General features: G+C 65.9%; 11 protein-coding genes and 1 pseudogene. 10 read left to right on the top strand and 2 right to left on the bottom strand.

The genetic code is table 11. The annotated features are described in order from the left end of the window. Positions 1–483: D-alanyl-D-alanine carboxypeptidase (locus CVM52_RS17730; protein ID WP_205964983.1), on the top strand; the 483-nt coding region annotated here is incomplete at its 5' end. Positions 484–502: 19 nt separating this feature from the next. Here CVM52_RS17730 and CVM52_RS17725 read toward each other — a convergent pair. Beyond that, positions 503–874: a tellurite resistance TerB family protein gene (locus tag CVM52_RS17725; protein ID WP_100163790.1), complete on the bottom strand. Its 372-nt coding sequence runs from the start codon at positions 872–874 to the stop codon at positions 503–505. A gap of 190 nt (positions 875–1,064) precedes the next feature. On the opposite strand from CVM52_RS17725, the gene CVM52_RS17720 reads away from it, so the two are divergent. Together CVM52_RS17720 and CVM52_RS17715 are read left to right on the top strand one after the other, a co-directional pair. Further along, positions 1,065–2,645, top strand: a complete 1,581-nt coding sequence (locus CVM52_RS17720) for a lysine--tRNA ligase (RefSeq protein WP_100163788.1) — start codon at positions 1,065–1,067, stop codon at positions 2,643–2,645. 348 nt (positions 2,646–2,993) lie between these two features. Next, entirely contained in the window at positions 2,994–3,152 is a 159-nt protein-coding gene (locus CVM52_RS17715; protein ID WP_100163787.1) for a DUF3309 family protein, read from the top strand. Between the two features lie 200 nt (positions 3,153–3,352). Here CVM52_RS17715 and CVM52_RS17710 read toward each other — a convergent pair whose 3' ends face one another. Continuing rightward, positions 3,353–3,643 (bottom strand): hypothetical protein, encoded by a 291-nt coding sequence (locus tag CVM52_RS17710; RefSeq protein ID WP_100163786.1) that lies wholly within the window; start codon positions 3,641–3,643, stop codon positions 3,353–3,355. 230 nt (positions 3,644–3,873) lie between these two features. Between CVM52_RS17710 and CVM52_RS17705 the strand changes: the two genes are divergently transcribed. The 7 genes and pseudogenes from CVM52_RS17705 to CVM52_RS17675 form a co-directional block, all read left to right on the top strand. Beyond that, positions 3,874–5,763, top strand: a complete 1,890-nt coding sequence (locus tag CVM52_RS17705) for an acyl-CoA synthetase (protein WP_100163785.1) — start codon at positions 3,874–3,876, stop codon at positions 5,761–5,763. A 13-nt stretch (positions 5,764–5,776) separates the two neighbouring features. Further along, positions 5,777–6,700, top strand: a complete 924-nt coding sequence (locus CVM52_RS17700) for an alpha/beta hydrolase (protein ID WP_100163784.1) — start codon at positions 5,777–5,779, stop codon at positions 6,698–6,700. A 288-nt stretch (positions 6,701–6,988) separates the two neighbouring features. Then, positions 6,989–9,340, top strand: a complete 2,352-nt coding sequence (locus CVM52_RS17695) for a glycogen/starch/alpha-glucan phosphorylase (RefSeq protein ID WP_100163789.1) — start codon at positions 6,989–6,991, stop codon at positions 9,338–9,340. Positions 9,341–9,395: 55 nt separating this feature from the next. Then, positions 9,396–11,597 carry a 1,4-alpha-glucan branching protein GlgB gene (gene glgB, locus CVM52_RS17690; RefSeq protein ID WP_100163783.1) on the top strand — a complete coding sequence of 734 codons (2,202 nt, stop codon included), beginning with the start codon at positions 9,396–9,398 and terminating at the stop codon, positions 11,595–11,597. Positions 11,598–11,651: 54 nt separating this feature from the next. Then, positions 11,652–13,058, top strand: a complete 1,407-nt coding sequence (gene glgA, locus CVM52_RS17685) for a glycogen synthase GlgA (protein WP_100163782.1) — start codon at positions 11,652–11,654, stop codon at positions 13,056–13,058. Between the two features lie 3 nt (positions 13,059–13,061). Next, positions 13,062–15,146: a glycogen debranching protein GlgX gene (gene glgX / locus CVM52_RS17680; RefSeq protein ID WP_100163781.1), complete on the top strand. Its 2,085-nt coding sequence runs from the start codon at positions 13,062–13,064 to the stop codon at positions 15,144–15,146. Then, positions 15,143–15,437, top strand: a pseudogene (locus tag CVM52_RS17675) (hypothetical protein); the annotation flags it as partial. The gene glgX and the pseudogene CVM52_RS17675, both read left to right, overlap by 4 nt.

The raw sequence follows: 15,437 nt of genomic DNA, 5'->3' as shown, positions 1-15,437 counted from the left end.
CGCCGCGGCGGGCCGCCCACCTCGCTGCGCGCCTCGGCGGCGCAGATGAGCCGCTGGGCCGCGCGGCGCTTCGACATGAAACAGGTCAGCCTGGTCGATCATTCCGGCCTGGGCGACGCCTCGCGGGTGACCGCCGATGATCTGGTGACCGCGCTGATCGAGGCACGGCGGCAAGGCGCGCTGCGGCCCCTGCTGAAGGCGATCCCGATCCGCGACGCGAACGGCCGGGTGCTGCGCAACGCGCCGATCAAGGTCGATGCCAAGACCGGCACGCTGAATTTCGTCTCCGGCCTGGGCGGCTTTATGACCGCCGCCGACGGCACCGAACTGGCCTTCGCGATCTTCGCCGCCGACCGCTCGGCGCGCGCTCGGATCAGCCGCGCCGAACGCGAGGTGCCGCCCGGCGCCCGCGCCTGGAACGGCCGTGCCCGGGCGTTCCAGCAAAAGCTGATCGCACGCTGGGGCACGGTCTACGGAAGTTAGGAACCGCCGCGCGCGCTCGTCAGGTGACGTGCCGCGCCCGCGCGCCGCGTTCGATGGCGGCGGCGTGCAGCCGGTCGATATTCAGCTCGTAGCGCATCTCTTCCAGCAGCCGCAGCTCGGGCTCGTCCAGCTTGCCATCCGCCGCGCCGACATCGCAGGCCAATGCATAGGCGGTCTCGTACAGCCGCGTCGGCAGGTTTTCACGGATCAGGCCGAACAGCGCATCCAGCCCGTCCTCCTGCTCGAACAGGTCGAAGACGAATTGCGACACGGTGCGGATGCGGTCGATATCATATTCGGCAAAGACCGGCAGCATATTGACCGAGGACTGGATCTTGACCAGTTCCGCGGTGCGGATGTTCTCGTCGGAGGCGGAGACCGCCACCATCATCGCCACCAGGCAATCCTGCGGGCTGAGCGGATGAAGTTCGGTCTCGGACAAGGGCTTGGCTCCCGGCGTGTTGTGCACTTCGGGCGCAACATAGAAAGCCGCAGGCAGGGCGGCAAGGGCTGTCACCGCCCGTTGACCCGGACAGGCGGCACGCCTAAAAGGCCTGCGATCTGATCCTGGGGTAAAACCGATGCTTGACCACTCCCTGCGCGATGCCGCGATGACGTCCAAGGCCTGGCCGTTCGAAGAAGCGCGCCGGGTGCTGAAACGGTATGAAAAGGCGCCGCCGGAAAAGGGCTATGTGCTGTTTGAAACCGGTTATGGCCCCTCGGGCCTGCCGCATATCGGCACCTTCGGCGAGGTGGCGCGCACCACCATGATCAAGCGCGCCTTCGAAGAGATCTCGGACATCCCGACCAAGCTGATCTGCTTTTCCGACGATCTTGACGGCATGCGCAAGGTGCCGGGCAACGTGCCCAACCAGGAGATGCTGCGCGAACACCTGCAGGAGCCGCTGACCTCGGTGCCCGACCCGTTCGGCAAGTACGAAAGTTTCGGCCATCACAACAACGCGATGTTGCGCCGGTTCCTCGACACGTTCGGCTTCGAATACGAGTTCATCTCGGCCACCGAATTCTACCGCTCGGGCCAGTTCGACACGGTGCTGCGCCGCGCCGCCGAACGCTATGACGACATCATGAAGATCATGCTGAAATCGCTGCGCGAGGAACGTCAGCAGACCTATTCGATCTTCCTGCCGATCCACCCCGAAACCGGCCGCGTGCTTTATGTGCCGCTGAAGAATGTCGATGCCGCCAAGGGCGAGATCACCTTCGACGACGAGACCGGCAAGGAATGGACCCTGCCGGTGACCGGCGGCAATGTGAAACTGCAATGGAAGCCCGATTTCGGCGCCCGCTGGGCGGCCTTGGGCGTCGATTTCGAGATGTATGGCAAGGACCATTCGACCAACACGCCGATCTATGACGGCATCTGCCGGGTGCTGGGCGAACGCCCGCCGGAACATTTCACCTATGAGCTGTTCCTGGACGAGAACGGCCAGAAGATCTCGAAATCTTCGGGCAATGGCGTGTCGATCGACGAATGGCTGACCTATGCCAGCACCGAAAGCCTCGCCTATTTCATGTATCAGAAACCGAAAACCGCCAAGCGGATGTATTTCGACGTGATCCCCAAGGCGGTGGACGAATACCACCAGCAGCTGCGCGCCTTCCCCGGTCAGGACGAGAAGGCCCAGTTGAACAACCCGGTCTGGCACATCCATGGCGGCGAGGTGCCGGAATCGACGCTGGTGGTGCCTTTCGGCATGCTGCTGAACCTGGCCTCGGTCTCGGGCGCGCAGGACAAGGCGGCGCTCTGGGGCTTCATCAACCGCTATGCGCCCGACGCCTCGCCCGAAACCCATCCCGACCTCGACGCCGCGGCAGGGTTTTCGGTGCGCTATTTCAACGATTTCGTCAAACCGACCCGCGCCTATCGCGCCCCGACCGATCTGGAGCGCGAGGCGCTGGCCGACCTGCGCGCGCAGCTTGCCAGCTATGACGGCCCGGTCGAGGACGAGGCGCTGCAATCGGTGGTCTATGCGGTGGGGCGCGACCGTTTCGATCCGCTGCGGGGCTGGTTCACCGCGCTTTACGAAGTGCTGCTGGGCGCCTCGCAAGGCCCCCGCTTTGGCGGCTTCATCGCGCTTTATGGCGTTGATGAAACCGTGGCGCTGATCGACCAGGCGCTGGCCGGCGAACTGGCCTAGGCAGGGGGTTTACCCGCTCCCAGGCGAGGTGATCCGCCGCGGCTTGAACGCTACGTGGCTCGCGATGCAGATCGCGCTGAAGCGACGGCCGCGGCAGGATCACCCCCGCGCCACGCCCCCCGCGCCTCGGGCGCAGCGGTGAAGGTACAGATGGCGCCGGAGCCCAGCATGCCGGAATAGGCGGTCGCTCCAACCGGAAATCCGAACGGGCTCGCAACGGGTTTCGTTGGATGCGGCGCCCCCTGAGTGCGACCGCTCCCGCGACTGCGCCCGCCCGCGTCGAACGGGAACCGCCCTCCCCTCATCCGCGTTAGCCTCGCGCAAACACTCTAGTGAAGGGAGGGCGCCATGACGCTTTCGACGATCCTGATTATTATCCTGATCCTGCTGCTGATCGGCGCCTTGCCGACCTGGGGCTATTCGCGCGGCTGGGGCTATGGGCCCGCCGGCGGGCTCGGGCTGGTTCTGGTCATCATTCTGATCCTCGCCCTGCTGGGCCATATCTGACCGGAGGTCACCATGAAGGGCATCCTCGCCTGGCTGATCGGCATCCCGCTGCCGATCATCATCATCCTCTACCTGCTGGACGTTTTCTGACGCCTGCCGCGGTGGCGATCAGCCCGAATCGTTGGCGCTATCGTCCGTGAAATCAGAACCCTGGCCGGCGTCCCGGCCAGGATACCCCCCGCGCTGGCCTACCTGGTCGCTCAGACACTGGCGACCACCGCACCGCTCATCTCGCCGGTCATCCGCGTCAGGTCCTCCTTGCGGACCTTGTCGCGCACCGCCTGAATCGCCCGCGACGCGGCATCGCGGGTCTCCTGGTCGGGCCATTCCGAAATCGCCGCCACCGTGCGGTCGCTGGTGCGCACGATCTGTACCCGCTCGGCCCCCAGTTCGCGCAGCGCCGGCAGCCGCTTGGCCCGCACCGACTCCAGCGCCAGATCGAAATCCGCCCCGCTCATCAACTCCCAGGTCGTGATCGTCACATATCGCATCGCTGTTCCTCCCTTGTGCGACGTCGCGCTGCAACGAGTATAGCCCGTGGCGCGAAAAATTTCATCCTCTCATGGACTTGTCCGCCCTCCCGGCGCGGTGCCGGCCGCGCGGGAATTGCAACATGTCCCGCCACGTCACACCGCGGCGTTCTTGCACGAGCCCGCATTTCCCGACAGATTGGCGCGCAGGGACGGCAAAGGCGGCCGCTCGATCAGAGGGAGGAGACCTCATGACATTTGCCTCGCTTGAGGACAGCCTGGCGATCCAGAACGAGATGCCGTGGGAGGCGCGCGACGTGCCTGCCACGGTGTTCGAGATGCTGTCCATCACCCGGGACAAGTTCCCGCAGCGCCCGGCGGTGAGCTACCAGCTGCTCTCCGGCGCGACGGACAAATCCGAAACCCTGACCTGGGACCAGTTGCACCGAAAGATCTGCCAGGCCGCCAACCTGTTCCGATCGCTGAAGATCGGTCCAACCGACGTGGTCGCGCTGGTGCTGCCCAATACCACCGAAACCGTCATCGCCACGCTGGCCGGGTCGATCGCCGGGATCGTCAACCCGATCAACCCGCTGCTGGAGCCGGAACAGATCGCCTCGATCCTGCGCGAAACCGGCGCCAAGGTGGTGGTCACGCTGAAACCCTTCCCCAAGACCGATATCGCCCAGAAAACTGCCGAGGCGGTGCGCCACGCGCCGGCGGTGCACACGGTGCTGGAAATCGATCTCAACCGCTACCTGACCCCGCCAAAAAGCTGGATCGTGCCGCTGGTCCGGCCCAAGGTCGAGGGCAAGCACCACGCCGATATCAAGAATTTCAACCGCGAACTCGCCGCCCAGCCCGAGCAGCTGAGCTTTGACGATCCGAAGGATGACCGTATCGCCGCCTATTTCCACACCGGCGGCACCACCGGGATGCCCAAGGTGGCGCAGCACAAGTATTCCGGCATCATCTACCAAGGCTGGATCGGCCACACCCTGCTGTTCAGCGAGAAGGACAGCGTGATGTGCCCGCTGCCGCTGTTCCACGTCTTTGCCTGCCACGTGATCCTGATGGCGATGGTGAAATCCGGCGCGCATGTGGTGTTCCCGACGCCGGCGGGCTATCGCGGCGACGGCGTGTTCGACAATTTCTGGAAGCTCTGCGAACGCTGGAAAACCACCTTCGTCATCACCGTGCCCACCGCCGTTTCGGCGCTGATGCAGCGGCCGGTGAATGCCGACATCTCGACGGTCAAGAACGCCTTTTCCGGCTCGGCGCCGATGCCGCTGGAACTGTTCAACCGCTTTACCGAGGCCACCGGCATGAACATCGTCGAGGGCTATGGCCTGACCGAGGCGACCTGCCTGGTGTCGTGCAACCCGGTCGACGGCGAGAAGAAGATCGGCAGCGTCGGCGTGCCCTTCCCCTATACCGATATCCGCATCCTGCGCGCGGCCGACGGCGCGGTGATGGAATGTCCGCGCGACGAGGTCGGCGAGATCTGCGTCGCCAATCCCGGCGTTTATGGCGGCCATACCTATACCGAGACCGACAAGAACAAGGATCTCTATCACAGCATCAGCAACACCATGTATCTGCGCACCGGCGATCTGGGCCGGCTGGATACTGACGGCTATCTGTGGATCACCGGCCGCGCCAAGGATCTGATCATTCGCGGCGGCCACAATATCGACCCGGCCGAGATCGAGGAGGCGCTGCTGCGCCATCCGGCGGTGGCCTTTGCCGGCGCGGTCGGCCAGCCCGATGCCAAATCGGGCGAACTGCCCTGTGCCTTTGTCGAACTGGTCGGCGGCGCCAGTGTCACCGAGGACGAGCTGCTGGAACATTGCAAGACCCATGTGCATGAACGTGCCGCGCATCCCAAGCATCTGACCATCCTTGACGAATTGCCGAAAACCGCCGTGGGCAAGGTGTTCAAGCCGGACCTGCGCAAGATGGCGATCACCCGGATCTATGACGCTGCGCTGGAGCAGGCCCATGTGCAGGCCCGCGTTGCCACGGTGATCGACGACAAGAAACGCGGGCTGGTGGCACGGCTGGCGCGCAATGGCGCCGACGAGTCGGAGGTGCGCAAGGTGCTGGGCAATTACACCCGGCCATGGGAATGGGAGGCCTGACGGCAAAGCGCGCATGGATTATGACCGTCTGATCGACGCCGAGACCTGGGCGTTCATTCGCCGCACCGAGGCGGCCTATCCCGAGGACGCGGTCGATCTGGATATCGCCGGGCAACGGCGCGCCTATGACGCGATGTGTCGCGATTTTCACCAGCCCTATCCCGACGGGGTCACCGCCAGCGATGGCCAGGCGCAGGGCGTGCCGATACGTATCTACAGTGCCGGCGAACCCGGTATTACGGTGGTCTATTTCCACGGCGGCGGCTTTGTGGTCGGCGGGCTGGACAGCCATGACGATGTCTGTGCCGAGATCTGCGCCAGCACCGGCTATCGCGTGATCTCGGTCGACTACCGGCTGGCGCCAGAACACAAGCATCCCGCCGCCTTCGACGACGCCTGGACGGCAACACGCTGGGCGGCGGCGACCTATGAGGGCAATATCGTCCTGGTCGGCGACAGCGCCGGCGGCAACCTGGCCGCGGCGGTGGCGCATCACGCGCGCGGCCGGCTGAAGGGCATTGTCGGCCAGGTGCTGATCTATCCGGGCCTGGGCGGTGACATGACCAAAGGCTCTTATCTCGATCATGCCGAGGCGCCGATGCTGACGGCGCAGGACCTGGCGTTTTACAAATCCGTGCGGGTGGACGGCGACGAACCGCTGAACGATCCCACCTATGCGCCGCTGCGCGACCGCAACTTTTCCAAGCTGCCTCGCACGGTGATCTTCACCGCCGGCTGCGACCCGCTGCAAAGCGACGGCCCGGCCTATCGCGACAAGCTGGCGGCGGCCGGGGTGCCGGCGCATGAGATCACCGAGGCGGGGCTGGTGCACGGTTATCTCAGGGCCCGCGGCATGTCTGCCCGCGCGGCGGAAAGTTTCGAGCGAATCCTGCTGGCGATCGAGGCGCTGGGCCAGGGCATCTGGCCCTACGACTGAAGCGGCGTTGCGGTTCCTGCCACATCACCCCCTGCCCGGTTCGCCCCAGCTTCCTGTTGCAGGACCGGCACAGGCGCGGATACGCGCGAATCCAGTTTTTCCATGTCTTTCCGGCCTCTGCCGCCCGCGTGGCCTTGCCGTTCTCGGCAGGGTTCGGACCAAATGCCGCCGCAGACCACTCCTGCCTTGCCCTCGGCCGCCCATTTCGAGAGAACGGCCCCGCATTATGTCCAGACGGAGACCGCTGTGGATTCCTCCCTGCAAGATGATCTGACCGGGTATTACGACATGAAAGACGCCATCGGCCGACATCTGTCCTATTCGATCGGCAAAACGCCGGGCGCCGCCACCCTGCGGGACTGGCGCATGGCGGTGTCGCTGGCGATCCGCGACCGCATGGCCGACGCCTGGTTCGCCTCCACCCGCCGCACCTATGAGGCCGGGGCCAAGCGGGTTTATTACCTGTCGATGGAATTCCTGGTCGGCCGGCTGCTGGAAGACGGCATCGTCAACCTGCGCCTGGAAGAGCGAGTGTCGGAGGCCCTGGCCGAGCTGGGGCAAGACTATGCCGAGGTGATCGCCGACGAACCCGATGCCGCATTGGGCAATGGCGGGCTGGGCCGGCTGGCCGCCTGCTATTTGGAATCGATGTCGACGCTGGGCTGCCCAGCCTATGGCTATGGCATCCGCTATGAACACGGGCTGTTCCGGCAGCAGATCGTCGACGGCCGCCAGGTCGAACGGCCGGAAACCTGGCTGCAGCAGCCCCATGCCTGGGAGTTCGAGCGCCCGGAATCGCGTTACGAGATCGGCTTTGGCGGATCGGTGCGCGACGGCACAGTCTGGACACCGGGCGAGTCGGTCTGGGCCGAGGCCTTCGACACCCCTGTCGCCGGCTGGAACGGGCGCTGGGTCAACACGCTGCGGCTGTGGTCGGCCAAGCCGACCGAGCCCTTCGATCTGGACCGTTTCAATCGCGGCGAATATGCCGCTGCCGCCGAGAGCGAGGCGCTGGCGCGCACGATCAGCCGCGTGCTGTACCCCGACGACACCACCGAACAGGGCAAGGAGCTGCGGCTGAAGCAGGAATATTTCTTCTCTGCCGCCTCGATCCGCGACATTCTGCGCCGGTTCGAAAGCCAGTTCAGCGACCTGCGGCAGCTGCCGGAAAAGGTGGCGATCCAGCTGAACGACACCCATCCGGCAATTGCCGGGCCGGAACTGGTGCGCCTGCTCTGTGACGAAAAGGGCCTGGACTTTGACGAGGCGCTGCAGATCGCGCAGGGCACGCTGAATTACACCAACCACACGCTGTTGCCCGAAGCGCTGGAACATTGGCCCGAGGGGCTGTTCGGCCGGCTGCTGCCGCGCCACCTGGCGATTATCGACCGCATCGATCACGCCCATGCCAAGGCCAATCCGTCGCGCACCTCCTCCGTGCGCGATCACGGCCAGGTCAAGATGGGCGAGCTGTCCTTCATCATGGCGAATCGGGTGAACGGGGTATCGGCGCTTCATACCGAGCTGATGAAATCCACCGTTTTTGCCGAGCTGCACCGCCTGCATCCCGAACGGATCGTCAACCAGACCAACGGCGTCACCCCGCGCCGCTGGCTGCTGTCCTGCAATCGGCGGCTGAGCACGCTGATCGAGGAACGGCTGGGGCTGGGCTGGGTCGACGACCTGGAACAGCTGCACGACCTGGAGCCGCATCTGGACGACCCCGCCTTCCTTGACGCATATGCCGCCGCCAAGACCGCCAACAAGGCGGACCTGGCGGACTGGATGAACCGGACGCAGGAGGGCCTGACCGCCGATCCGGCGATGATGTTCGACGTGCAGATCAAGCGCATCCACGAATACAAGCGCCAGCATCTGAACATCCTGGAGACGATCGCGCTGTGGCAGGCGATGCGCGACGCCCCAAATGCCGGCTGGACCCCGCGGCTGAAGCTCTTCGCCGGCAAGGCGGCGCCGGGCTATGTCTTTGCCAAGGAGATCATCCACCTGATCAACGCGGTGGCCAAGGTGGTCAATGCCGACAAGATCACCAACAAGATGCTGCAGGTCGCCTTCCTGCCCAACTACAACGTCTCGCTGGCCGAAAAGCTGATTCCGGCGGCGGATCTGTCGGAACAGATCTCGACCGCGGGCAAGGAGGCGTCGGGCACCGGCAACATGAAATTCGCCCTGAACGGCGCGCTGACCATCGGCACGCTGGACGGGGCCAATGTCGAGATCCGCGACCGCGTCGGCGCCGAGAACTTCTTTCTCTTCGGCATGACCACCGACGAGGTCGACCAGCGCCGCGCGATCCCGGATCACGCGGCCAAGGCGGTGGAGGCCGACAGCCGGCTTGCGCGGGCGCTGGCCGCCGTGCGCGACGGCCGGTTCAGCCCCGAGGATCCCGGCCTGTTCCGCGGCATTGCCGACAATATCAGCGGACCGGACTATTTCCTCGTTGCCTCGGATTTTTCCGATTACTGGCGGGCGCAGCGCGAGGTCGACGGCGCCTTTGCCAATGCCGGCGACTGGACCCGCCGCGCCGCGCTGAACACCGCGCGCAGCGGCTGGTTCTCGTCCGACCGGGCGATCCGCGGCTATCTGGACGATATCTGGGGCGCGGAAACGCTGTTGTGACCGACAATTGCAACGGATGATTGATGGGACGGGCCTGGCACCCTAAAATCACCTTATGGGACCAGATACGCCGCCCCCTGCCGTCGCCTACGGCGACCCGGAAAAGACTGACCGGCTGGTGCGCGGTCTGTTCGACGATCCCTTTGCCCTGCTGGGGCCGCACAAGCACGGCCGGGTGCGTCACGTGGCGGCCTTCGATCCCGGCGCGCGCCGGATGTGGGCAGTGACCGCGGGCAAGCGGCATGAACTGGCCCCCGTCGAACACCGCTCCGGCCTGTTTTTTGGCAAGGTACCCGGCACCAAACCCTATCACCTGCGCGGCGAGGATGCCGGCGTCGGTGGCTGGGAGTTTGAGGATCCGTATCGTTTTGGCCCGGTGATCACCGGCTTCGACGAATACCTGATCGGCGAAGGCACCCACCGGCGGCTGTGGGAGGTGCTGGGCGCCCATGTGATCGAACATGAGGGGCAAACCGGCACCCATTTCGCGGTCTGGGCGCCCAGCGCGCTGCGGGTATCGGTGGTGGGCGAGTTCAACCACTGGGATCCGCGCCGCCATGTCATGCGCCGCCGGGGCAGCACCGGCGTATGGGAGATCTTTCTGCCCGGCATCGGTGAACAGACCCGCTACAAGTACGATATTCTCAACCGCGACGGCCGCCCGCTGCCGCAAAAGGCCGATCCGGTCGGCTTTGGTTCGGAACACCCGCCCTCGACCGCGTCGGTGGTGCGCGACCTGCGCGGCTATGGCTGGTCCGACGGCGACTGGATGGACAGCCGCGCCGGGCGCCATGCCCGCACCGCGCCGATCTCGATCTACGAGGTGCACCTGGGCTCGTGGCGGCGCAAGCCGGGCGGGCGGCCGATCTCTTACGTCGAGGCAGCAGAGGAACTGGTCGGCTATGCCGCCGATATGGGCTTTACCCATATCGAGTTGCTGCCGGTCAGCGAACATCCCTTTGACGGGTCGTGGGGCTATCAGCCCATCGGGCTGTTCGCCCCCACCATCCGGCACGGTCCCCCGAACGAGTTCCGCGACCTGGTGAATGCCGCGCACCGCGCCGGGCTGGGCGTGATCCTGGACTGGGTACCGGGCCATTTCCCGAGCGATATTCACGGGCTGTCGCGTTTTGACGGCACCGCGCTTTACGAACATGCCGACCCGCGCGAGGGGTTCCACCACGACTGGAACACGCTGATCTACAATTACGGCCGGCGCGAAGTGGCGAATTACCTGATCGCCAACGCGATCTATTGGCTGAGCGAATACCATGCCGACGGGCTGCGCGTGGATGCGGTGGCCTCGATGCTGTATCGCGACTATTCGCGCAAAGAGGGCGAATGGGTGCCGAACAAGGATGGCGGGCGCGAGAATTACGAAGCCATCGCGATGCTGCAGGGAATGAACACCGCCGCCTATGGCGACGTGCCCGGCGTTCTGACCGCGGCAGAGGAATCCACCTCTTATCCCGGCGTGTCGCAGCCGGTGCATGACGGCGGGCTGGGTTTCGGCTTCAAGTGGAACATGGGCTGGATGAACGACACGCTGTCCTATATCGGCCGCCAGCCGGTGCACCGGCGCCATCATCACAACGAGATGACCTTTGGCCTGCACTACGCCTTCTCGGAAAATTTCATCCTGCCGATCAGCCATGACGAGGTGGTGCATGGCAAGGGGTCGATGCTGGCGCGGATGCCCGGCACCGAATGGGAGAAATTTGCCAACCTGCGCGCCTATTACGGCTTCATGTGGGGCCATCCCGGCAAGAAGCTGCTGTTCATGGGGCAGGAATTCGGCCAGGCGCAGGAATGGAACCACGATGGCGAGATCGACTGGGCGGCCGCGGGCGCGCCGTTGAACGCGGGGCTGCGCCGGCTGGTGCGCGACCTGAACACGCTGTACCGCGAAAGGCCGGCGCTGCATGTCCGCGATTGCGAGGCCGAGGGGTTCCGCTGGATCGTCGGCGACGATGCCGATCAGTCGGTTTTTGCCTGGCTGCGCCACGGCCAGGCCGGCGATGCCGACGTGGCGGTGATCTGCAATTTCACCCCGGTCGAACGCGACGCCTATCGGATCGGCCTGCCCCAGGCCGGACAGTGGCGCGAGGTGCTGAACAGCGATGCCGCGCTTTACGGCGGCGGCAACCGGGGCAATCTGGGCGGGATCACCGCCCGGCCGGATCCCAGCCACGGCCTGCCCGCCAGCGCCACCCTGCGGCTGCCGCCGCTTTCCTGCCTCTACCTGGTGAAGGACTGACCCGATGCCGCGCCCGGCGCACCTGATTTTCCCTGTCGACAAGGGCCCTGCCCGGTGACGCGCGTTCTGTCCGTCACCTCGGAATATGTTCCGTTGATCAAGACCGGCGGGCTGGCCGACGTGGCGGGTGCCCTGCCCGCGGCGCTGGCGCCGCTGGGCGTCGAAATGCGCACGCTGCTGCCAGGTTATCCGGCGGTGATGGCCGCGACCCGGAATGGCACCGAGGCGGTTGCGCTGCGGTCGCTGTTCGGCGGCCCGGCGCGCATTGTCCAGTCCAGCTGCGACGGGCAGATCGTCTATGTTCTGGACGCGCCGCATCTGTTCGACCGGCCTGGCGCAATTTACAGCGGCCCGGACGGGCGCGACTGGCCCGACAACCCGAAACGTTTCGCCGCGCTGTCGCTGGCCGCCGCGCGGATCGCGGCGGACGGGCTGCTGGACTGGCAGCCCGATGTGCTGCACGCGCATGACTGGCAGGCCGGGCTCACCCCGGTCTATCTGCGCGATCTCGAGCGCACGCCGAAAACCGGAACCCTTCTGACGATCCACAACATCGCCTTCCAGGGCATCGCCGCGCCGGCGATGCTGAGCGACCTGCGCCTGCCCAAACAGGGCTTCACCATGGACGGGTTCGAGTTTTTCGGCTGGATCAGCGCGCTGAAGGCGGGGATCGTCTATTCCGACAAGATCTCGACCGTCAGCCCCACCTATGCCGGGCAGCTGCTGACCCCGGAATTCGGCATGGGGCTGGACGGGCTGTTGCGGCACCGGCGCGACGATCTGGTCGGCATCCTGAACGGCATCGACCTGGACGCCTGGAAACCGCCCTATGCCCGCCCGGTCAGCAAGAAGAAACACAAGGCCGCCCTGCGCGCCAAGCTGGGCCTGCCCGAGAGCGACGGGCCGCTTTGCGTCGTCGTCTCGCGCCTGACCCAGCAGAAGGGGCTGGACCTGCTGCTGGAGGCGCTGCCGGCACTGCTGGCCGAGGGCGGGCAGCTGGCGGTGCTGGGCAGCGGCGACAGCACGCTGGAGGCCGCGTTTCGCGCCGCGGCGGCGCGCCATGACGGCGTCGCGGTGCAGATCGGCTATGACGAGGCGCTGTCGCGCCAGCTGATCGCGGGCGGCGACGCGATCCTGGTGCCCTCCCGGTTCGAACCCTGCGGGCTGACCCAGCTGTATGGGCTGCGGTTTGGCACCGTGCCGCTGGTGGCGCTAACCGGCGGGCTGGCCGACACGGTGATCCCCGCCAACAGCGCCGCGCTGGCGGTGGGGGCGGCCACCGGGTTCCAGTTCTTCCCGGTCGACACCGAGGCGCTGATCGGCGCGCTGCGGTCACTGGTGCACGCCTATCGCACGCCCGAGATCTGGGCCAGAATGCAGCGCAATGCCATGGCCCAGCCGGTGGGCTGGGAGACCTCGGCGGCGGAATATGCCGCTCTGTATCAAACGCTTAAAAAGTAACGCATGACCCGCGATCTCAGTATCCTGGCCGGACGGCCCGCGCCGCTGGGCGCAACTGTCGATGACGACGGCGTCAATTTCGCCGTGTTTTCCGACAACGCCACCCGCATGACCCTGTGCCTGTTTTCCGAGGATGGCACGACCGAAACCCACCGGCTGGACCTGCCCGAGCGCGAGGGCGGCATCTGGCACGGCTATGTGCCGGGGCTGACCGCCGGACAGAAATACGGCTTTCGTGCCGACGGGCCCTATGCGCCCGAGCAGGGCCACCGATTCAATGCCCACAAGCTGCTTTTGGATCCCTATGCCCGCCAGATCACCGCGCATCCCACCTGGGACGATGCGCTGATGGGCTATACCGTAGGCGCGAAAGAGTTGGATCTGAGCTTTGACCGGCGCGACAGCGCGCCGTTCATGCCACGCTGCGTGGTCTGCGCGGACAGCGGCGCAGGCGCCACGCGCCTTGAAACGCCGCTGGCCGAAAGCGTGATCTACGAATGTCACGTGCGCGGCATGACCATGCAGCATCCGCGCGCCACCCGCCCCGGCACCTTCCTTGGCCTCGCCTCGGACCCGGTGCTCGAGCACCTAACAGGTCTGGGGATCACCGCGGTCGAGCTGCTGCCGGTGCAGGCGTTCCTGAATGACCGGTTTCTCGTCAACAAGGGGCTGGTGAATTACTGGGGCTATCAGACGCTGGGCTTTTTCGCGCCCGATCCGCGCTATCTGGCCGAGGGCGACATTACCGAGTTTCGCCAGATGGTTGCCCGGTTTCACGCCGCCGGGATCGAGGTGCTGCTGGACGTGGTCTATAACCACAGCTGCGAAGGCGACCAGACCGGGCCGACGCTGTCGTTCAGGGGGTTGGACAACCGCAGCTATTACCGGCTGGCCGAGGACCGGCGGTTTTATCTCAACCATACCGGCACCGGCAACACGCTGAACACCGACCACCCGATGGTGCTGCGGCTGATCCTGGACAGCCTGCGCTATTGGGTCGAGCAGATGCATGTCGACGGCTTCCGTTTCGACCTGGGCGCGACGCTGGCCCGCACCGCCAGAGGGTTCCAGCCCGACGCGGCGTTTTTCACCCTGGTGCGGCAGGATCCGGTGCTGAACCGGGTCAAGCTGATCGCCGAGCCCTGGGATATCGGGCCGGGCGGCTATCAGCTGGGCGCCTTCCCGCCGCCGTTTCTGGAGTGGAACGACAAGTTCCGCGATGGCGTGCGGCGGTACTGGAAGGGCGATGGCGGCATGGTGCCGGAACTGGCCAACCGGCTGACCGGTTCGGCGGCACAGTTCGACCATTCCGGCCGCGCCGCGACCGCGTCGGTCAACATGGTGACGGCGCATGACGGCTTCACCCTGACCGACCTGGTCTCGTATAACGAGCGCCACAACCTCGCCAATGGCGAGGAGGGGCGCGACGGGCACGCCGCCAATTTCTCGGACAATCTGGGCCACGAGGGGCCCAGCGACGATCCTGACATCATCGCCGCCCGCGCGCGGCGGCGGCGCAACCTCATGGCAACGCTGCTGCTGGCGCAGGGCACGCCGATGATCCTGGGCGGGGACGAACTGAGCCGCAGCCAGGGTGGCAACAACAACGCCTATTGCCAGGACAACCCGACCAGCTGGGTGGATTGGTCGGCGGTGGACGCGGATTTCCTGGCCTTCACGCGGCAGATGATCGCCTTTCGCAAGGCGCATCCGATCCTGCGGCAGAAACGGTTCCTGCATGCGCGCGAGCGGCTGATCGACGGGCTGGAAGACCTGTTCTGGTGGCGCCCCGACGGCGCGCCGATGCACGATGCCGACTGGCAGGATGCTGGGCTGAAGGTGCTGTGCGCCGAGATGCGCACCGCCTCGGGCACGCCGTTCTATGCCGCGCGGGAAGACGCGTTGTTCCTGGTCTTCAACACCGGCGACGCGGTGCAGGTCGCCCTGCCCGCCCGGCTGCAGGGCAATTGCTGGATCCGCCGGGTCGATACCGGCGCCGCCGAGGCATTTGCCGAAACCTTCGAAAACGGCAAGGCCCGGATCGCCGCGCAATCGGTGGCGGTATTCGTGCAGGAGAAATCCGCGTGAGCGACGCGATTGCAGCACTGGCGGCGCGGATGGGCATCCTGCCTGCCTTCTCCGATCTGAGCGGGCAGACCGTGACCACGCCGCGCGAAACCCAGCAGGCGCTGCTGGCGGCGATGGGCCTGGCGGCCGGCAGCGAGGCCGAGGCGCAGGAGGCATTGGCCGAACTGGCGGCGGCAGAAACCGGCCGGGTGCTGCGGCCCTGGTATATCTGTGCCGCCGGAGAGCGGCCGGCCATCGCCCTGCCCGAGGGCGCCGAATGGCAGGTGACGGCCGAGGATGGCACCGCGTTCG

It is taken from the genome of Pseudooceanicola lipolyticus, assembly GCF_002786325.1.
Taxonomy (GTDB): Bacteria; Pseudomonadota; Alphaproteobacteria; order Rhodobacterales; family Rhodobacteraceae; genus Pseudooceanicola_C; species Pseudooceanicola_C lipolyticus.
This window is presented reverse-complemented; position numbering and strand designations above follow the sequence as displayed.